This window comes from Rhizobium oryzihabitans (assembly GCF_010669145.1).
Lineage (GTDB): Bacteria > Pseudomonadota > Alphaproteobacteria > Rhizobiales > Rhizobiaceae > Agrobacterium > Agrobacterium oryzihabitans.
Map to the genome: position 1 here is coordinate 2,974,903 of NZ_CP048632.1, position 19,689 is coordinate 2,994,591.

Annotated in this window: 16 protein-coding genes and 2 pseudogenes; 8 read left to right on the forward strand and 10 right to left on the reverse strand. The window is 59.3% G+C overall.

All coding sequences use genetic code 11. The features are described 5' to 3' along the window. The first annotated feature begins 41 nt into the window (after window positions 1-41). Both G3A56_RS14990 and G3A56_RS14995 read left to right on the forward strand, forming a co-directional pair. Entirely contained in the window at window positions 42-1,079 is a 1,038-nt protein-coding gene (locus G3A56_RS14990) for an NAD(P)H-binding protein (RefSeq protein WP_082182697.1), read from the forward strand. Continuing rightward, window positions 1,079-1,468 (forward strand): DUF6220 domain-containing protein, encoded by a 390-nt coding sequence (locus G3A56_RS14995; protein WP_035242160.1) that lies wholly within the window; start codon window positions 1,079-1,081, stop codon window positions 1,466-1,468. Before G3A56_RS14990 ends, G3A56_RS14995 begins: the two co-directional genes overlap by 1 nt. 58 nt (window positions 1,469-1,526) lie before the next feature. Here the strand turns inward: G3A56_RS14995 and G3A56_RS15000 are convergent, their stop codons facing one another. The 4 genes from G3A56_RS15000 to trxB all read right to left on the reverse strand — a co-directional run bounded on the left by G3A56_RS15000 (window position 1,527) and on the right by trxB (window position 5,556). Next, the gene (locus G3A56_RS15000) at window positions 1,527-2,639 is read right to left on the reverse strand and encodes an alkene reductase (protein WP_003494716.1); all 1,113 of its coding nucleotides are present in this window, start codon (window positions 2,637-2,639) and stop codon (window positions 1,527-1,529) included. 129 nt (window positions 2,640-2,768) lie between these two features. Then, window positions 2,769-3,059, reverse strand: a complete 291-nt coding sequence (locus G3A56_RS15005; RefSeq protein WP_003494718.1) for an ArsR/SmtB family transcription factor — start codon at window positions 3,057-3,059, stop codon at window positions 2,769-2,771. A gap of 601 nt (window positions 3,060-3,660) precedes the next feature. After that, window positions 3,661-4,557, reverse strand: coding sequence for a LysR family transcriptional regulator VtlR (locus G3A56_RS15010; RefSeq protein ID WP_035242757.1), 897 nt, complete (start codon window positions 4,555-4,557; stop codon window positions 3,661-3,663). Between the two features lie 24 nt (window positions 4,558-4,581). Further along, window positions 4,582-5,556 carry a thioredoxin-disulfide reductase gene (trxB, locus tag G3A56_RS15015; protein WP_003494721.1) on the reverse strand — a complete coding sequence of 325 codons (975 nt, stop codon included), beginning with the start codon at window positions 5,554-5,556 and terminating at the stop codon, window positions 4,582-4,584. 266 nt (window positions 5,557-5,822) lie between these two features. Between trxB and G3A56_RS15020 the strand changes: the two genes are divergently transcribed. Next, window positions 5,823-6,290: an Lrp/AsnC family transcriptional regulator gene (locus G3A56_RS15020; protein WP_003494724.1), complete on the forward strand. Its 468-nt coding sequence runs from the start codon at window positions 5,823-5,825 to the stop codon at window positions 6,288-6,290. A gap of 187 nt (window positions 6,291-6,477) precedes the next feature. On the opposite strand, the gene G3A56_RS15025 is transcribed toward G3A56_RS15020, so the two are convergent. Together G3A56_RS15025 and greA are read right to left on the reverse strand one after the other, a co-directional pair. Then, on the reverse strand, window positions 6,478-7,533 hold the full coding sequence (locus tag G3A56_RS15025) for a glycosyltransferase family 4 protein (protein WP_082182696.1): 1,056 nt from the start codon (window positions 7,531-7,533) through the stop codon (window positions 6,478-6,480). 94 nt (window positions 7,534-7,627) lie between these two features. Then, entirely contained in the window at window positions 7,628-8,104 is a 477-nt protein-coding gene (gene greA / locus G3A56_RS15030) for a transcription elongation factor GreA (RefSeq protein ID WP_010972123.1), read from the reverse strand. A gap of 221 nt (window positions 8,105-8,325) precedes the next feature. Between greA and G3A56_RS15035 the strand changes: the two genes are divergently transcribed. The 3 genes and pseudogenes from G3A56_RS15035 (at window position 8,326) to G3A56_RS15045 (ending at window position 12,294) form a co-directional block, all read left to right on the forward strand. After that, complete coding sequence (locus G3A56_RS15035) at window positions 8,326-9,558, forward strand: putative DNA modification/repair radical SAM protein (RefSeq protein ID WP_082182695.1); 1,233 nt, start codon at window positions 8,326-8,328, stop codon at window positions 9,556-9,558. Then, window positions 9,558-11,005 (forward strand): annotated as a pseudogene (locus tag G3A56_RS15040) (UdgX family uracil-DNA binding protein). The gene G3A56_RS15035 and the pseudogene G3A56_RS15040 overlap by 1 nt, the downstream one beginning before the upstream one ends. Window positions 11,006-11,154: 149 nt before the next feature. Next, entirely contained in the window at window positions 11,155-12,294 is a 1,140-nt protein-coding gene (locus tag G3A56_RS15045; protein ID WP_082182693.1) for a GGDEF domain-containing protein, read from the forward strand. 39 nt (window positions 12,295-12,333) lie between these two features. Here G3A56_RS15045 and G3A56_RS15050 read toward each other — a convergent pair whose 3' ends face one another. The 3 genes and pseudogenes from G3A56_RS15050 to G3A56_RS15060 form a co-directional block, all read right to left on the reverse strand. Then, on the reverse strand, window positions 12,334-12,516 hold the full coding sequence (locus G3A56_RS15050; RefSeq protein WP_164056487.1) for a type II toxin-antitoxin system antitoxin: 183 nt from the start codon (window positions 12,514-12,516) through the stop codon (window positions 12,334-12,336). Between the two features lie 336 nt (window positions 12,517-12,852). Then, a pseudogene (gene carB / locus G3A56_RS15055) lies at window positions 12,853-16,340 on the reverse strand (carbamoyl-phosphate synthase large subunit). Window positions 16,341-16,497: 157 nt separating this feature from the next. Further along, the gene (locus G3A56_RS15060) at window positions 16,498-17,247 is read right to left on the reverse strand and encodes a LytTR family DNA-binding domain-containing protein (protein WP_082182690.1); all 750 of its coding nucleotides are present in this window, start codon (window positions 17,245-17,247) and stop codon (window positions 16,498-16,500) included. A gap of 157 nt (window positions 17,248-17,404) precedes the next feature. Between G3A56_RS15060 and G3A56_RS15065 the strand changes: the two genes are divergently transcribed. Both G3A56_RS15065 and ypfJ read left to right on the forward strand, forming a co-directional pair. Then, on the forward strand, window positions 17,405-17,893 hold the full coding sequence (locus G3A56_RS15065; RefSeq protein WP_082182689.1) for a DUF2306 domain-containing protein: 489 nt from the start codon (window positions 17,405-17,407) through the stop codon (window positions 17,891-17,893). An 87-nt stretch (window positions 17,894-17,980) separates the two neighbouring features. Continuing rightward, the gene (ypfJ, locus tag G3A56_RS15070; protein ID WP_003494747.1) at window positions 17,981-18,913 is read left to right on the forward strand and encodes a KPN_02809 family neutral zinc metallopeptidase; all 933 of its coding nucleotides are present in this window, start codon (window positions 17,981-17,983) and stop codon (window positions 18,911-18,913) included. 36 nt (window positions 18,914-18,949) lie between these two features. Here the strand turns inward: ypfJ and G3A56_RS15075 are convergent, their stop codons facing one another. Continuing rightward, on the reverse strand, window positions 18,950-19,429 hold the full coding sequence (locus G3A56_RS15075; RefSeq protein ID WP_082182688.1) for a DUF2938 domain-containing protein: 480 nt from the start codon (window positions 19,427-19,429) through the stop codon (window positions 18,950-18,952). Window positions 19,430-19,689 lie beyond the last annotated feature (260 nt).

Sequence of the window (19,689 nt, forward strand, 5' to 3'; positions counted from 1 at the left end):
GGAACGGGACGATACTCCAGCCCATAACAAGGAGTACGGCGATGATATATGAAAACCAGGCAAATGCGGCTGAGAATGCCACGCCACTGGCCCTGATCGTCGGGGCGAATGGCGGTGTCGGCAGCCAGATTTCGAAGATGCTGCTGCAGCGCGGCTGGCGGGTGAGGGCGATGACACGTCAGCCGGCACAGACTGCTGCGGCGGACGGTGTGGAGCGCGTGACTGGCGATGCCATGAACAGGCAGGACGTGGTGGGGGCCGCAAAGGACGCGAAGCTTATCGTCCATGCGGTCAATCCTCCCGGATATCGCAACTGGGACAGGCAGGTGCTGCCAATGCTCGACAATACCATTGCCGCCGCCGAGGCCAGCGGTGCGAGGATCGTATTTCCGGGCAGCGTCTATAATTTCGGTCCGGACGCCTTTCCGCTTCTGACGGAAGACAGCCCGCAAAAGCCGTTTACCCGCAAGGGCACCTTACGTGTCGAAATGGAGCGGCGGCTGAAAATGGCGTCAATGCGCGGCATTCCCGTTCTGATCGTCCGCGCGGGTGATTTTTTCGGCCCGGACGCGAAAAACAACTGGTTTTCGCAGATGCTGGTGCGGCCGGGCAAGCCGGTTCGCAGCGTCCAGAATCCCGCAGCGCCCCATGCCGGGCATCAATGGGCCTATCTGCCTGACGTAGCCGAGACGATCGGACGGCTGCTTGACCGCGCCGAGGAGCTTTCGACCTTTGCGGTCTATCACATGGAGGGTTTCTGGGATTTCGACGGGATGCAATTGACCGGTGCGATCGAACGGGCCGTCGGCCATCCGGTCAAGCGGCGGCGGCTATCCTGGTTGGGCATTAAGCTGGCGGCGCCCTTCGTTCCCCTGTTCCGGGAGGTGCTGGAAATGCAATATCTCTGGCAGATGCCGATCCGGATGAGCAACCGCAAGCTCACGGATTTTCTCGGAGCGGAACCGAAAACACCCATCGATGTGGCGGTATCCGCGACATTGGCAAGCCTGGGTTGCCTTGAAGAGGTGCCGAAAGCGGCGGGCCTTCACCATCCGGCCGATGCCGGGGGCAGGGTGTGATGGCGACCGCAGTGAACGGGATGTCCGCTCGGCGCCGACTATTCGCCGTGATTTCGACGATCGTGCCGGTGCTGATTTTTGCGCAGGTGCTGCTGGCCGGACTGTCGATCTATTATGACGGATCGCTGATTTCGCTGCACAAGGGGCTTGGCATGTTGATCGCCATTCCCATCGTGTCGCTGGTGGTCCTTGCCCTGCGTTACGACGAGGTGCGGCCGAACCTTGCCCGTGCGGTCGCGCTGCTGGCTCTCTACTGCCTCCAGGTGGCACTGATGAGCATCGGGCGGGAAACCGGAAATGGCCTGCTGCAGGCGCTGCATGTGGCCAACGCCTTCGTCATGGGTGCGTTTTCTGATTTTGCGGCGCGGCAGGCGCGCAGCCTGTCCTGAAACGGCAAACGCCGCACTGCTTTGAAGCAGTGCGGCGTTTTGGATTTGTCGATGATTATCAGCCAAGAGCCGGATAGTCGGTATAGCCTTCAGCCCCGCCACCATAGAAGGTCGGCTGATTGGGCTCGTTCAGCGGCGCGTCGTCCTTCAGGCGGCGCACCAGATCCGGATTGGCAATAAAGGCCTTGCCGAAGGCCACGGCATCCACCCTGCCGCTTTCCACCGCCTCGATGGCGCTCTGGCGGTCGTAGCCGTTGTTGGCGATCCAGAGGCCCTTGCCGCCGGCATTGCGATAGGCACCCTTGAAGGCGGCGTAATCGAAGGGTTTGTCGCCTTGCTTGAAGTCGCGTGGACCACCGGTTGCACCTTCAACGACATGGATGAAGGCGAGGCCCCGCTTGCCGAGTTCTTCCGCAACATAGTTATAAAGCGGCTGCGGGTCGGCCTCGAAAATATCGTTCGCCGGCGTGACGGGGGAAAGGCGGATGCCGGTGCGGCCCGCGCCGATCTCTTCCGCAACCGCGTCAACGACTTCGAGCAGGAAACGGGCGCGGTTTTCGATCGAACCGCCATATTCGTCGGTGCGCTGGTTGGTGCTGGATTTCAGGAACTGCTCGATCAGATAACCGTTGGCGGCATGGATTTCGACGCCGTCAAAACCGGCCTCAAGTGCTGCGCGCGCGCCGGTGCGGTAATCTTCAAGGATAAGGCCGATATCGTCGATGGTCAGTGCACGCGGCTCGGAGGTTTCCGCAAAGGCGCCGGTGCCGTCATCATTGATGATATAGGTCTTCGATTTGGCGGGGATGGCCGAAGGGGCGACAGGCTGGCCGCCATGCGGCTGGAGCGACGTGTGGGAAATGCGCCCTACGTGCCAGATCTGCGCGACAATCTTGCCGCCTGCCGAATGCACGCCGTCGGTGATCTTTTTCCAGCCTTCGACCGCTTCCTGCTTGTAGAGGCCCGGAACATCCGCATAGCCCTGACCCTGCTGGGAAATCGGCGTGCCTTCCGTAACGATCAGCCCGGCCGTTGCACGCTGCTCGTAATAGGTGGCGTTGAGGTTGTTGGGAATTGCCCCCGGCGAACGGTTGCGGGTAAGGGGGGCCATGACGATACGGTTGGCGAGTGCGATATCGCCGGCCTGTGCCGGTTCGAAAAGACTTGTCATGCGACTTCACTTTCTTGTCGGTTGGCGAATTGCGCGGGGGACGCGCTCTCTGTTTGTTTCGGGCATCGAACCCTTGAAAACCGGATTACCGTCTTCGGTTCGATGCCCTGGTCTTGAAGCTTGGGAGGCTCAAAGATTGGCTTGCAGATAATTGCGGAAGGCGTCGATGGTTTCCTCGTTGCGTTCGAAAAACACCCATTGCCCAACTTTCTTCGACCTTATCAGGCCAGCCGCCTGCAGAACCGCCAGATGCGACGACACGGTCGATTGCGACAGGCCGCTGATCTGAAACTGGTTGGCGCATACACCCATGCTGAGCGGATGATCCTGGCAGAAGTGATTTTCCGGGCACTTCAGCCATTCAAGGAACTTCAGCCTTGCAGGGTGGGAAAGGGCTTTGAGGATTTCCTCCGGGTTCATCTACGCTTCTCTAATATCTGGTGTGATCGATATGTATATCGATGTTTTTCGATATACAATTCACGTATCCGTGAAGGCCGGTCTGTCGCCGCCTTGTGGCTTCCAAAAAAGAAGGCCGCTGGATTTCTCCGCGGCCTGACAAGTTTGAAGGTCAAAACCTCCAGAGGGGAACAGCTGTCGCGTGCATAGGCAAGCGTGACAGCTGATTGAAATATGGGAGTAGCAATAATGCAAAACAAGGTTGCATCATGCGATATTTCGCCAAATTGGGGAAAATTCTTGCGGGTAAAAAAAGAGGGCCGCCGGATAGATCCAGGGCCCTTTAAGTGTGAAGGTCAAAAACCTCCAGAGGGGAACAGCTGATGCGGTGGAACTGGGAGGAAAAGCCACCGTGTGCATCAGCTGAGTGCGATATGGTGCTTTTTTGTGCACGAAACAACTCTTTTTTGTGCAGGTCAGGCATGCGCACCGCGCAGGTCTGCATATTTCCGGTATATTTTCTGTGCAAAGCTGGCGTGGAGCGCGCCCGGCGCATGGCTGCGCCAGACAGGCCAACTCCATGAATTAGTATGATGTTTTGTGGCGTTGGCCTATTTAAACGTCAGAAATTCCAGTTTCGTGCTTTTGCCACGACGAAGTCTCTGAAGGCTTTCAGTTTCGCTGCGTTTTTCATCTCGTCCGGGTAACAGAAGTAGGTATCGAACGAGGGAATATCTGCGGCGAGGGACAACTGAATCAATCCCGGATCGCGCCCGACGATGTAATCCGGCAAACAGGCGATACCGATTCCCAGCAGGCAGGCGCGTTTGATTGACGTCTGGCTGTTGATCTGCAGATGCGGCGTGCGCGTATTGTCGGAGGAACGTCCGGCATTTTCCAGCCAGTTGACATCCAGCAGATAGTTGGGCGCGGGTTCGCCGAAGGAGATGATGCGGTGGTTGTCCAGATCCTCGATCGACTGCGGCTCGCCATGGCGGTTGATGTAGGACGGTGCGGCATAGACGTGCATGTGGACCGTGAACAGCTTGCGCTGGATGAGGTCCGATTGCTGCGGCTGACGCAGGCGGATGGCACAATCGGCGTGCCGCATGTTCACATCCAGCTCCTCGTTGTCGAGGATGAGCTGGATCGACATTTCCGGATAGAGTTGCAGGAATTCCTGCACCTTGTCCGTGAGCCAGCCCTGGCCGAGACCAACGGTCGTCGTCACGCGCAGCTTGCCGCTCGGCTTCTCCGTCGTCTCCGTCAGTTGCATCTTGACGGTTTCGAGCTTCAGCAGCACGTCATGGGCGGTGCGATACAGCAGTTCGCCCTGCTCGGTGAGGATGAGACCTCTGGCGTGGCGGTGAAACAGCTTCACACCGACATCCTGTTCCAGCGCGCTGACCTGGCGGCTGATGGCCGACTGGGACAAATGCAGCTTGTCGGCAGCGTGGGTAAAAGACCCCGCTTCGGCTGCGGCATGAAAAATGCGCAGTTTATCCCAGTCCAATGGCATTGCCATGCCTATCCTGCCTTTCGGTTATTCCGCTGCGACCGCGAGCGGTTGTTGCGCGGTGAGATAACGTTCGGCCTCCAGGGCGGCCATGCAGCCCATGCCGGCGGCGGTGATCGCCTGACGGTAAATGTCGTCGGTGACGTCGCCGGCCGCGAAAATACCTTCCACATCCGTTGCCGTGGAATCGGGCGCGGTCCACATGTAACCGTTGTCTTTCAGCTTCACCTTGCCCTTGAACAATTCGACAGCCGGAGCATGGCCGATGGCGACAAAGACGCCGTCGATGGGCGTATCGCTGATCACACCGGTGTTGGTGTCACGCAGCCGCACACCCGAGACGGAGGGCGGCATCGGCGGCTTGGCGGGAGCGCCGGTGATTTCGGCGATTTCCGTGTTCCAGAGGATCTTGACGTTTTCCTTGGCGAAAAGCCGTTCCTGGAGGATCTTCTCCGAGCGGAAGCTGTCGCGGCGGTGCACGACGGTCACGGACTTGGCGATATGGGCCAGATAGAGCGCTTCCTCCACGGCGGAGTTTCCACCGCCGACCACGATCACATCCTTGTTGCGATAGAAGAAACCGTCGCAGGTAGCGCAGGCCGAAACGCCGAAGCCCTGGAAATGTTGTTCGCTCTCGATGCCGAGCCATTTCGCCTTGGCGCCAGTGGCGATGATCAGTGTGTCGGCAGTCCAGACCTCACCGGAATCGGTCTTGACCACGAAAGGCCGTACATCGGTCTCAACTTCGGTGACGAGGTCACTGACGATTTCCGCGCCCACATGGGTCGCCTGCTTCAGCATCTGGTCCATCAGCCACGGACCCTGGATGGGATCGGCGAAACCGGGGTAATTTTCGACATCGGTGGTGATCATCAGCTGGCCGCCCTGTTCCATGCCGGCGATCAGCACGGGTTTCAGCATTGCGCGGGCCGCGTAGATCGCCGCGGTATAACCGGCGGGACCAGAGCCTATGATCAATACCTTCGTATGGCGGGCAGACATGGAAACATTCCTTTCAACAGCGGGGACTTTACGTAGCGGTGCCTTTCGGCACCAGGCCTTCCAGCCGCAAGACGGCGGACAGGCCACAACCCCTTCATTGCCCGGTATTTAAGGTTGTCTAGTGTCTTTATTCAAGGGCAGCCTTGCGTTACCAACAAGGCAGTTGTGGATGCGCGCGCAATTTTGTGACCGGCCGGCGGCATATTGTTGCGAATCCTGCGCCGAATAGTACAAGGAAGTTCCCCAGCTTAACGAGGAACGTCTCCGTGACCAGCGTCGAACTCGATGCCATCGATCTGAAAATCCTGCGCGAATTGCAGCGCGACGGGCGCATGACCAATGTGGAGCTGGCCGAAAGGGTCGGAATTTCGGCTCCGCCGTGCCTCAGGCGCGTCCGCAAGCTGGAAGAAGCCGGCGTGATCGAGGGTTATCACGCCATGTTGAACGCGCCGAAGCTCGGTTTCGATCTCGTGGCCTTCTGCATGGTCGGCCTCAAGCGCCAGTCGGACAGCAATCTGAAGGCGTTTGCGGCGGCGACAGCCGGGTGGTCGCTGGTGCGTCAGGCCTGGATGGTATCAGGCGAAAGCGATTTCCTGCTGCATTGCGTTGCCAGAAACCTGACCGAGTTCCAGGATTTCGTGATCGAGGTTCTGACGGCCGACGAGAATGTCGATACGGTGCGCACCATGCTTACCATCCGCCAGGTCAAGCGCGTCGGCCTCGTGGAAATCTGACCCTTCCGTCATTCCGGCGTTGAGCCGGAATCCAGCCAGCCCAAGTCCTTGGGCTGAAAAGACTCTCTCCGCCGCGCAGACGCGCATCGGCTGGATTCCGGCTCAGGGCCGGAATGACGGAAGGAGGGAGATGCCTGCATATGGAATTTTGTTGGGTATCGTGGCGCTCAAAAGCGCGCACGGCGTTTTATCCGCGCCGCAGCGCTTCATAGACTTCGCCGAGGCTTGTCGCCTCTTTTTCCAGGGGAAAAGTGCTGCGCACATGCACAAGTCCGGCATTTGCGTGGCTTTTGGCCAGAGCCGGATTGGCAAGGTAGGTCTTTATCGCATCCCGCAGGGACGCGTAGTCACCGGCTTCGACGACCGCGCCGGTCTCGCCCTGAACGATCATTTCCTCGTATGCGCCGGCATTGCTGGCAACGACGGCGGTTTCGGACGCCATGGCTTCAAGCGGCGTCAATCCGAAACCCTCGTTGCGCGACGGTGCCACATAAAGCGTCAACCGCCGGTACCAGGGCTTGATGTCGTCGACTTCGCCCTGAAACACGATCCGGTCCGAAAGGCCGGCCGCCGCAACATCGGCGATGAGCTTGTCGGCGAAAGCCTTGTGCTCCGCTGTCACGCGGCCCGAAACGACTGCTGTCCATTCGGGATAGTCAGGCAGAAGCTCGATCATGGCGCGCACGAAGAGGTCAGTGCCCTTCTGGTGGCGCACTCGGCCGAAGCAGCCGATCAGATATTGCCCCGGCAGCCCGGTCGAAGCGATCGTATCCTCGGGGCCGGTTGCCGGATGAAACAGGTCGGTGTCGACGCCATGCATGACGACGCGATGGGGAACCTGCAGAAACGAGCCGGAGCGGCCGTTTGTCGCGACAACCGCATCCATCTTCGAAATCAGAAAGCGGGTATAGGCGGAATGCCGCCTCTGTGCTGCCGAAGTAAACAGCAGCTTGACCTTCATGCGCAGCACGTCACGCATGAGAATGCCGGGCAACATTTCAAGATTGCGACGGGCGTGCCAGATGCGGGGGGTGCCCAGAGGGCCGTTTTGCCAGAGCTGCCACAGATCACGGAAGCGCACATGCGGCAGGTGCTGCGGCAGGCCGGGCCCGATGACCGCCACCTTCTGGCCCAGCCGGTTCTGCACCGGAATAAGCTGCACGATGGTGGAGGTGACGCCGGAAAGCCTGCGCTTGAAGTTCGGCGCAAGCACCTGCACATCTTTCAGACTGGCATGGGGCAAGATGGGCTTCCGTCTTTACGGCTGGAGCGTGATTTGGAAATTCAACACGTCAGAAAGCAATGCGCCCGCAAGGGCGCACCGCATGTCAGGGCAATCAGCCCCACTGTACCGCGAGAATTTCATAGCCCTTTGCGCCGCCCGGCGCGTTGACTTCGATACTGTCGCCAACTTCCTTGCCGATGAGGGCACGGGCGATGGGTGAGGAAATGGAAATGCGGCCTGCCTTCACATCGGCCTCCTGGTCGCCGACGATCTGGTAGGTCTTTTCCTCGTCGCTATCCTCGTCGATCAGCTTTACCGTGGCACCGAACTTGATCTTGGAACCGGACATCTTGGAAAGGTCGATGACTTCCGCGCGCGCGGTCAGGTCTTCGAGCTCGGTGATGCGGCCTTCATTATGGCTCTGAGCTTCCTTGGCAGCGTGGTATTCGGCGTTTTCCGAAAGGTCGCCATGGGCGCGCGCTTCGGCAATCGCCTCGATGATACGGGGACGTTCCTCCTGCTGGCGAAAGCGCAGCTCCTCCTGCAGCTTGACGAATCCACCCTGAGTCATCGGTACTTTTTCTACCATTTTTTTATCCTTCGCATTCCGGTCGCTTTACTTGCAGACACAAAAAGAAACAGGTTCCGGAGAGGAACTCCGGAACCATGCCAAAATCAGAACTGAGCCGACTATATCAGAAGACGACAGCGAAATGCCAGCAAATTTGAGACGGGCATATTTCTCCATTCATTCAGGGCCTTAACTGATAAGATTGACATTTTTCAATAGAACATATAGTGAACATGGCCATGAAGAAGTCAATCAGGCAACGGCTGGCCATTCTCTCCGATGCGGCCAAATACGATGCGTCCTGTGCCTCCAGCGGCACGACGAAACGCAGCTCTGCAGCTTCCGGCGGACTTGGGTCCACAGAGGGGTCCGGCATCTGCCATGCCTATGCACCGGATGGGCGCTGCATTTCGCTCCTGAAGATCCTGCTCACCAATTTCTGCATCTATGATTGCGCCTATTGCATCAACCGTTCCTCCAGCAATGTGGAGCGGGCGCGGTTTACCGCCGAGGAGGTGGTGTGGCTGACGCTGGAGTTCTACCGGCGCAATTATATCGAAGGGCTATTTCTCTCCTCCGGCATCATCCGCTCGTCTGATCACACAATGGAAGAGATGGTGCGGGTGGCGCGGGAACTGCGTGTCACGCATGGTTTTCGCGGCTATATACATCTGAAATCCATTCCGGAAGCATCGCCAAAGCTGATTGAGGAAGCGGGGCTTTACGCCGACCGGCTGTCGATCAATATCGAATTGCCGACCGATAGCGGCGTCAGCCTTTTTGCGCCGGAAAAGCAACCCGCCAATATTCGCCGCTCGATGGCCGATATCCGCTTGAAGATTGAGGAGGCGGGGGAACCAACCGTCAGAACGCGAAAGACCAAACGCTTTGCGCCTGCCGGACAGAGTACGCAGATGATCGTGGGGGCGGATGGGGCTGATGACAGCACCATTCTTTCCACCAGCGCCCGGCTTTATGGCAGCTATGGTTTGCGGCGTGTCTATTATTCGGCGTTCAGCCCCATTCCGGATTCCTCCAAAAACCTGCCGCTTATCAAGCCGCCCTTGATGCGCGAGCACAGGCTTTATCAGGCGGACTGGCTCTATCGTTTTTACGGCTTCGACATTGGTGAAATAACCGCGATCGGCGGAGACGGCATGCTCGATCTCGATATCGACCCGAAGCTTGCCTGGGCGCTCAAAAATCGCGACCGTTTTCCGGTGGACGTCAATGCCGGGGATCGAGAAATGTTGCTGCGCGTACCCGGCTTCGGCACCAAGACGGTCTCTTCAGTCCTGTCATCGCGCCGGTTTCGGCGGTTGCGGCTGGAGGATATCGCCCGCTTCGGCGTTTCGCTGAAAAAGGTGAAGGCCTTCATTGTTGCCGAAGGCTGGACGCCGGGCAAACTGACCGAGCGCCCGGATCTGCGGGCGATGTTTGCCCCGCAGCCCGAACAATTATCGCTACTGTGATGTATGGCCCGGTTCTGGAAGGGCGGGGTGATTTCGGCGAGTGGCGTGATGCGGCACGTGCCGCGCTCGCCGCGGATGTGCCGCCGGAAGCGATTGACTGGCGGCTGCGGGATGAGGGGGCCGGGTTTCTCGATTTTGCCGGAGAGCCGTTGCCCGTGTCCGGTGCAGGGGGCGCGCAGGTGTCCGTTCCGGCCTCTTTCGTGGCTTTGGCGCAAGCCATTATCTGTCACAGTGATCCAGGCCGTTTCGCACTGCTTTACCGGCTGCTGTGGCGGCTGAAGCGGGATCGCGCGCTCTTGCAATTCAAGTCCGATGCGGATGTTTCCGAAGCCCGGCGGCTTGAAAAATCCGTTCGCCGCGATTGTCACAAGATGACGGCCTTCGTTCGCTTCAAGGAAATACCCTTGCCGCAGGGGCAGGGCGGGCGGCGGCGCTTCGTCGCATGGTTCGAGCCGGATCACTTCATCGTCGAGCGCACAGCGCCGTTTTTCCAGCGGCGGTTTACCGATATGGACTGGCTGATCGCCACGCCGAACGGCTCCGCGCAGTGGGACGGACACGTGCTGAAGACATCGCGGCAGGCGGCGCCGAAGCCTGAACTGACGGATGAGACGGACGAGCTCTGGCGGACCTATTATGCCAACATATTCAATCCGGCGCGTCTGAAGATAAAGGCGATGACGGCGGAGATGCCGAAGAAATACTGGAAGAACCTGCCCGAAGCCGACCTTATTCCCGGTCTCGTTCTGGGGCCGAGGCGCGGGTGCTGGAAATGGCGGCAAAGGCGGCAAGCCAGCCGCAACCGTTTCACCATCGCCTGCAGGCTGCAGCCTCGGCGCGGGAAGAGCCGCAACCGGTGCCGGACGGCACGTTCGCCTCGCTGGCGCGGGAGGCTGGCCAATGCACGCGGTGCGCCTTGCATTGCAAGGCAACGCAGACGGTCTTCGGTCAGGGGCCGGAGAATGCGAAGGTCATGATCGTCGGCGAACAGCCGGGTGATCACGAGGATTTGGCCGGACAACCTTTCGTCGGTCCCGCCGGCCAGCTGTTCAACCGGACGCTGGCTGAAACCGGCATTGACCGCAAAAAGCTTTATGTCACCAATGCCGTCAAACACTTCAAATATGAGGCCCGCGGCAAACGGCGCATTCACCAGCGGCCGGATGCGGGCGAAGTGCAGCAATGTCGCTGGTGGCTTAACCAGGAAATTGCGCTGGTGCGACCGAAGCTCATCGTTGCCATGGGCGCCACGGCGCTTTACGCGCTGACCGGCGGCAAGGAAAAGGTCTCTGATGTCCGAGGCCGCCCGATACCGATGCAGGAGGAGCGGACGCTCTTTGTCACGGTGCACCCATCCTATCTTCTTCGCCTTCCCGATTCGCAGCAAAAGGATGCGGAAATGCAGAATTTCAGGAATGAAATTGAGTTTATAAGGTTATTTGAATAGATTATTTTGTATGTTTGTATATTATTATAGATGAGCATTTTAATTTGCGTAAATGTAATTTACTTTTTGTTTATTGGTTATTTTTGTTGAAATTTTATACTTAATACTATAATTGCATCCGTTCTATTTATTTATTGTGTGGGCGTATGATGCTTGGCGAACTGGATCTTGCAACAGTGATACTGATGCAAAAGTGTTCTTACATTGTTGGGATGCTGAGTTTTATATATCTGAAGCTCACAAACCGCGGTTTGCGCGGTCCGACGGCTCTTGCTGCGGGTTTTGCAGCCATGGCGATCGGCTCCACGCTCGCCGGTTACGGTGAGTGGGGCATCATGTCGCCGGCCCTGTGGCAACTCGGCAGCATCATCTTCGGTATTTTGGGTTATGCACTGATCTGGCTTGGCCTTAAAATCCTGAGTAACGGACGCTCTGCCGGCAGGAGGACCATATTTGTCGTCGGCCTCATTGCCCTGCTGGCGATTGTCCTTGCGCAGCAGGTGGCTGACAACAACACATATCGTGCGGCCTTGTTCAACGGTTGTGCCGCTCTGGCCTATCTTGCCGGGGCGGGCGGGCTTTTCGCAAGGTGGCGCAAGGAGCCGCTCCTGTCCCGTCTGGCGCTTGGTGCGATCACCGGTGTTTCGGGCCTGATTTCGCTGTCGGTGGTGAAGAGCGTGCTTTTCCCCGACTACGCCACCATCAATCTGGTCGATGCGTTTTTCTTCATCATCATGTTGAACTTCGCGATCGCCCTGTTCGTGATGATGCTGGTGGCTGAGCGGTCCGAGCGGAAATTGCTGGTTCTCGCCAACACCGATCCGCTGACGGGCGTGAAGAACCGCCGCTTCTTCTTCCAGGCCATGCCGGCGGTGCCCGATCCCACCGATGCGGCCATGTTGCTCGACGTCGATCACTTCAAGTCGATCAATGACCGCTTCGGACACGCCGTCGGCGACAGCGTTCTTCAGGAAGTGGCAAAGCGCATTGGCGGCAGCATTCGCGGCGGCGATGTGCTGGCGCGTTATGGCGGCGAGGAATTCATCATCTTCCTGCCCGGTGCGGGCGTCCAGAAGGCCTGCATGATCGGCGAACGCATTCGCGATGCGGTGTCTGTAACCGAGGTCGATTGCGGTGGTTTGCGTGTGGGCGTGACCATCAGCATCGGCGTCGCAACCACCGGCGAAATGCGCTGCGATCTCCAGACATTGGCGGAGATGGCGGATCGCGCGCTTTATCGGGCAAAGACCGAGGGGCGCAATTGCGTTCGCGAGGCGCTCGCGGCCTAGCACAAGCTGCAGCGGTGCATCGCATACACCGGCGTCTCCTCAGCCGCTGGCAGCTCCGTCAGGTCGGGTTGGCGTATCGTTCTCTTCATTCGCCGTGGCGCGCTGGCAGAGGGCTTCTTTCAGCAGAATCTCGATCAGCGCGTTGATACTGCGCAATTCATCGCTCGCCGCGTGCCTGATCCTGTTCAATAGAGCGGGTTCGATCCGCAGCGGAAAGGCCACCCGCTCCGGTCCCGGGGACGCCCTGCCATCGCTCAACTCCGCAAAACGATGTTGACCACCGACGGAGCGTTCCCGTCGCCCGTTGGCATGATCAGCAGGTCCGAGATCACGGCGGTGTCTGGCCGCGGCAGGACGGCGCCGGTGATTTCGCACGCAGCGCCATGGCTGCCAATGGCTGAAGGCGGTTTGTCGGCAATGGATAAGGACATCATGGGTCTCGCTGAAGGATGATGTCTTTTTGCTAACGGACCGGGATTGCAGCCCGATTACGCAAAACCAAAACGCCGCAGGCATTTTAATGACCTGCGGCGTTTGTTTTGTTCTCTTGCGATCAGCTTACTGGAAGTAGCTCTGCAGCGGCTTCACTTCCAGATTGCCGGCCTTCAGGGCCTTGATGGCAAGGGCTGCAGCTTCCGCACCGGCCATCGTGGTGTAATAGGGCACCTTCTGCATCAGCGTTGCGCGGCGAAGCGACTTTGAGTCGGAAATCGCCTTGTTGCTGTCGGTGGTGTTGATGACGAGCTGGACCTGACGGTTGCGGATGGCGTCCTCAATATGCGGACGGCCTTCCTGCACCTTGTTGATCTTTTCGGCGTTAATGCCCTTTTCAGCGAGGAAACGCTGGGTGCCGCCGGTTGCCAGCACCTTGAAGCCGCTTTCCACCAGAATGCGGATGGCCGGCAGAACGCCTTCCTTGTCGTCGTCACGCACGGAGACGAAGACCGTGCCGGAGCGCGGCAGGTCGACGCCGGCGCCAAGCTGGCTCTTGGCAAAGGCCAGCGCGAAATCCGTGTCGAGGCCGATGACTTCGCCGGTCGAGCGCATTTCCGGTCCGAGCAAAATGTCGACGCCGGGGAAGCGGGCGAAGGGGAAGACCGCTTCCTTGACGGCGATGTGCTTCAGGTTGCGCGGATCGGGCTTCTGGCCATAGGCGGCAATCGCCGGCTCAAGCTTCTCGCCGGCCATGACGCGCGCGGCGATCTTGGCAATCGGCGCGCCGATGGTCTTGGCGACGAAAGGCACGGTACGCGAGGCGCGCGGATTGACTTCGAGAACGTAGATGGTGCCGTCCTTGATGGCGTATTGAACGTTCATCAGGCCGCCGACATTAAGCGCTTTTGCAAGCGCCGTCGTCTGGCGCTCCAGCTCGTCGAGGGTTTCCTTGCTGAGCGACCGCGACGGCAGCGAGCAGGCCGAGTCGCCCGAATGGATGCCGGCCTCTTCGATATGTTCCATGATGCCGGAGACGAAGACGTTTTCGCCATCGCACAGCGCATCGACATCCACTTCGACGGCGTTGGTCAGGTAGCTGTCGAACAGCAGCGGGTTCTTGCCGAGCAGGGTGTTGATCTGGCCGGTCTTGTCGTTCGGGTAACGCTGCTTGATGTCCTCGGGCACCAGGCCCGGAACCGTGTCGAGCAGGTAGGTCTGGAGCTGGCCTTCCGAATGGATGATCTGCATGGCGCGGCCACCCAGAACGTAGGAAGGACGCACGACCAGCGGGAAGCCGATTTCGGAGGCGACGAGGCGCGCCTGCTCGACCGAATAGGCGATGCCGTTGTTCGGCTGGGCGAGATCGAGCTTCATCAGGAGCTTCTGGAAGCGGTCGCGGTCTTCGGCAAGGTCGATCATGTCAGGCGCAGTACCGAGGATCGGGATACCGTTCTTTTCCAGCGCTTCGGCGAGCTTCAGCGGGGTCTGGCCGCCGAACTGCACGATGACGCCGACCAATTCACCCTTTTCCTGCTCTGCGCGCATGATCTCGATCACGTCTTCGGCCGTCAGAGGTTCGAAATAGAGGCGGTCGGAGGTGTCGTAGTCGGTGGAGACGGTTTCCGGGTTGCAGTTGATCATGATCGCTTCGAAGCCGGCATCCTTCAGCGCGAAAGCGGCGTGGCAGCAGCAATAATCGAACTCGATGCCCTGGCCGATGCGGTTTGGACCGCCGCCGAGGATGACGACCTTCTTGCGATCCGAAACCTGCGCTTCAGAGCGGGCAGCACCGACGAAGGGAATTTCGTAGGTCGAATACATGTAGGCGGTCGGCGAAGCGAATTCGGCTGCGCAGGTGTCGATGCGCTTGAAGACCGGACGGACGTTCAGGCTGTTGCGCAGTTCCGCCACTTCCTTCGGGCGCTTGCCGGTGAGGCTTGCGAGGCGGGCGTCCGAGAAGCCCATGGCTTTCAGCATACGCAGGTTTTCGGCATCCTTCGGCAGGCCATGTTCGCGGATGCGGGCTTCCGTATCCACGATGGCCTTGAACTGGTCAATGAACCAGGGGTCGATCTTGCTGTTTTCGTGAACTTCTTCCGCCGTCATGCCCATGCGCAGAGCCTGTGCGACCATGCGCAGGCGATCCGGGGTCGGCGTGCCGATGGCGGCGCGGATGGCGTTCTTGGAGCCTTCGCCCTCTTCAAAGCCGGGAATCTCGATTTCATCGAGACCGGTGAGGCCGGTTTCCATGCCGCGCAGGGCCTTCTGCAGCGATTCCGCGAAGGTGCGGCCGATGGCCATGACTTCACCGACCGACTTCATGGCGGTGGTGAGGATCGGCGAGGCGCCGGGGAATTTCTCGAAGGCAAAACGCGGGATCTTGGTGACGACGTAGTCGATCGACGGTTCGAACGAGGCAGGGGTCGCGCCGCCGGTAATGTCGTTTTCCAGCTCGTCGAGCGTATAGCCGATGGCGAGCTTGGCGGCGATCTTGGCGATCGGGAAGCCGGTCGCCTTGGAGGCGAGAGCGGACGAGCGCGAGACGCGCGGGTTCATTTCGATGACGACGAGACGGCCGTCCTTCGGGTTGACGGCGAACTGCACGTTCGAGCCGCCGGTTTCCACGCCGATCTCGCGCAGCACCGCAATCGAGGCGTTGCGCATGATCTGGTATTCTTTATCCGTCAGCGTCAGCGCCGGCGCAACCGTGATCGAGTCGCCGGTGTGGACGCCCATTGGATCGATGTTTTCGATGGAGCAGATGATGATGCAATTGTCCGCCTTGTCGCGGACGACTTCCATCTCATATTCCTTCCAGCCGAGAACCGATTCTTCGACCAGCACTTCCGTCGTCGGCGAGGCGTCGAGGCCGCCCGACACGATGTCGAAGAATTCAGAGCGGTTATAGGCAATGCCGCCGCCGGTGCCGCCAAGCGTAAACGACGGGCGAATGATGGCGGGCAGACCGACATGATCGATGGCCTGTGCAGCAATCGCCATGGCATGGGCCATGTAACGCTGCTTGCGGTCGGTTTCGCCGAGGTTCCACTGGTTTTCGAGGTCGTCCAGCGCCTTGTCGAGATCGGGCCGGAAAGCTTGCCCTTCAGCTCGGTGCGGGCGGCTTCGTGTTTCTTGCGGTCGGCGTCCTTGATCTCGGTGGCGTTGGCCAGCATCGATTTCGGCGTTTCGAGGCCGATGCGCGCCATTGCTTCGCGGAAGAGCGCGCGGTCTTCGGCCATGTCGATGGCTTCGGGCTTTGCGCCGATCATTTCGACGTTGTAGCGGTCGAGAACGCCCATGCGCTTGAGAGAAAGCGCGGTGTTGAGCGCGGTCTGGCCGCCCATGGTCGGCAGAAGCGCGTCCGGACGCTCCTTGGCGATGATCTTGGCGACGACTTCAGGCGTGATCGGCTCGACGTAAGTTGCGTCGGCAAGGCCCGGATCGGTCATGATGGTCGCCGGGTTGGAGTTGACCAGGATGACCCGGTAACCCTCTTCCTTCAGCGCCTTGCAGGCCTGCGTGCCGGAATAGTCGAATTCACATGCCTGACCGATGACGATCGGTCCCGCGCCGATGATGAGGATGGACTTGATATCTTGGCGCTTCGGCATGGCTCTCTCGTTCCGCGTTTTGGTTGCGCAAAACACCAGCCAGGGTGGAAGATCACCGGCCGGGGCGCGCAATTCAAATGTTTTCAGGCTAGAAGCGGCTTATAGGCAAATGTTTTTGAGAACGGAACCCCATAAATTCCGGAATCGACAGAAACTCTTAACCGGCAGGGGCATGCGCGGCGAAACGGGCCTGCACCGCCGCATTATGGGAGCGGCTGACGGGGATTTCCGTGCCGTCTTGGGTCATCACATGCAGGCGACCAGCCTGCTTGCGCAGTGAGACGACGTCGGCATCGGCAATCCAGTGCGACCGATGCACCTGCAAGCCCTGCGTCTGGCCAATTTCGTTCATCGCATCGGCAAAACGTAACAGAACCAGCTGACGTCCCCGCGTCGTCACCACTTCGGTATAATGATCCTGCACGGAAAGACGCAGCAAGGTTCCGCGCCGTTCCGGCCCTAGGCGATCAAGAATGGCGGGACGCTCCTTTTCGGACGGCGGTGGCGCGGTTTCCGCTTCCACCTCTCTTGTCGCACCGGCCGTGTTTGCGGCGCCGGCTGTCAGGCAACTGAGGAAACAGAATATAAGGCAAAGCGGCAGAGCAGCCTGCGCATCTTCCCCAACCGAGGCGATATCGAAGGATTGTCCGAGGAATAGATGGTTGGCGAGAGTTATCATGGCGCCGATCGGCAGGGCGGCGACGATCGCCCCCACCATTGCCCGCGCAAGCGAGCTTGAAAATGTCCGTGTCAGCGCGGCATTGGCGAAGGCAGAAAAACTGGTTGTGATGATCCAGCCCGTGCCAAGCAGTAGCGTCCAATAGGCAGCCCTTGGCCAGAAGGTCATTTTCTGGCCGGTGCCGTAGGGGCCGGTCACGATGAACAGAACGACGATGGCGACGAACATGCTCCACAGCGAGCGGGAGCGCCCCAAGGCTTGCAATTGGCGACGCGTGGATTGCACGACAGTGCCGTTCACGAAATTCTCCCGCTGTTTGCGCCATTCCGGTTGAGCCGCGTCATGTTTCGCTGAAATTGCCGCCAAATTCAACCGGGTGAGAAAAATGTCCCTTCAACCTCTTCTTGATGCGCCCTTCGCCGTTCAGCTGCATGTGGCGACAGTCATTCCCGCCGCCATCATCGGCGCGGTGGTTTTGTTTTTTCCGAAAGGCACGCCTCTACACCGGCTGCTCGGCAAGATCTGGGTGGTGCTGATGGTTGTCACGTCGTTCTCGACATTCTTCATACATGAGCTGAATGTTTTCTACGGCTTCAGCCCGATCCACCTCATGTCGCTTTTCACCATATATGGCTGTCTGCAATCCGTGTATTTCGCACGCCGGGGTGACATCAAGCGCCATATGCGGATCATGCAGGGTGTCTATCTTGGTGGCATCGTCATTGCCGGCGGCTTCACCTTCCTTCCCGGGCGCATCATGAATGGCGTTGTTTTCGGCAATGGCGGGCAGGATTTTCTGACGCTGTCAGTCGGGGGGCTGCTGTTTGTTTTCCTGTTCGTTGTGGTTTTCAGGCAAAGGCGGCGCGCCGCCTGAGACAGGCCAAGCTTTCTTCCGGAACAAGATGTATTATAGTGCCGTTATAAGGCAGCTTGTTGAGGCGACGTTCGCCGGGAGAAAAGCATGGAATGGAGAGGGCGTCGCCAGTCGGACAATATCGAGGACCGGCGCGGCATGTCAGCGGGATCGGGCTCATCGGGTAACGATCCTTTTTCCCGTGGCGGGATGCGTGTGCCGATCGGGCGTCGCGGTGGCGGCATTGGCATCGGCGGTATTCTGGTCATTCTGGTGATCAGCTGGGTGCTTGGCATCAATCCGCTGACGCTGCTTTCCGGCGGCGATATTTCACTGGATGGCGGCGGCACGACGCAGCAATCCGGCACCCAGCAATCCGGTACGCGCCCGCAGGGTCAATCGACCGATGAGACGACGGCTTTCGTGCGGACCGTGCTGGCTGAGACCGAAGATACGTGGAGCGGCATTTTCCAGTCCGCCGGCGAGACCTATCAGAAACCGACGCTGGTGCTGTTTTCGGGCCAGGTATCTTCCGCCTGCGGTTATGCTTCGGCCGCCAGCGGACCGTTCTATTGCCCGGGTGACCGTAAGGTCTATCTCGACACCAGCTTCTTCAAGGAATTGGACCAGCGTTTCGGCGCGGCCGGCGATTTTGCGCAGGCTTACGTGATTGCGCATGAGGTGGGCCACCACATCCAGAACCTGACCGGCGTCCTGCCGGAGTTCAACCGCCGCCGCCAGTCGATGAGCCAGGTGGATGCCAACAAGATGTCGGTGCGTGTGGAGCTTCAGGCGGATTGTTATGCCGGCATCTGGGGCAAGTTCACCGAACAGAAGGGTATTCTGGAAACCGGCGACCTCGAGGAAGCGCTCAATGCCGCCCACCAGATCGGCGACGACACCCTGCAGAAGCAGACCCAAGGATATGTGGTGCCTGACAGTTTCAACCACGGTACCTCGGCGCAGCGCATGGAATGGTTCAAGCGTGGCTTCCAGAACGGACGTGTCGAGGATTGCGACACCTTCTCGGCGAATATCTGAGCATACGAAAAGGGGGCTTTCAGCCCCCTTATTTGTTCAGCGCATCAGCAACGCCACGGCATACATGCCGAGTGCGAAGATCGTGTGTGCAACGAGGTTGAGAACACGAACCTTGGTGGGATTGGGCGTTTTCGACGCTGCCCAGCCGATGCCGAGACCCGGCTGCAGCAGGAACCAGCCCGCGCCGACCGTCACGATGCCGACGATCCATGGCTGAATGAAGGATGGTTCGGCAAACCATGCGGCCGGCACTATCAGTGCCAGAAGGATGCCGTAGAGAATGCCGACGGCATAATGCGAAATCCAGCCGAGCGCCAGTTCATGCTCGTAGGGTGCGGCCGTGGCGATGCTGTCGTGAAATATCCTGCCCTTCGGCACGTGCCAGAACCAGCGACCGACCGGCGCCCAGTTGGGCGCGGACTGGCCGAAAAAGCGGTGCAGCACGATTGCCCATATATCCATAAACACGGTGCCGCCAATGCCCATGGCAATGCCGCGCCAAATCAGTTCCAGCATAGATCCCTCCGAAAATCATGATCGATCAAGCTCTATCGGATCGAGCCGGTGGAGAGAACCGCGTATTGTTCGCGCGGTAAATAAAAATGGCCGGATCGCTCCGGCCATCATATTGCGCAAAAGCGCGAAACCTCTCCTTCGTCATGCCGGACTTGATCCGGCATCCAGCCACGGCGCGTCCGCGCCGTGAGGAGAGTCTTTTGCGATCAAGGACTTGATCGTGGACCCCGGATCAAGTCCGGGGTGACGGAGTCTGTGGG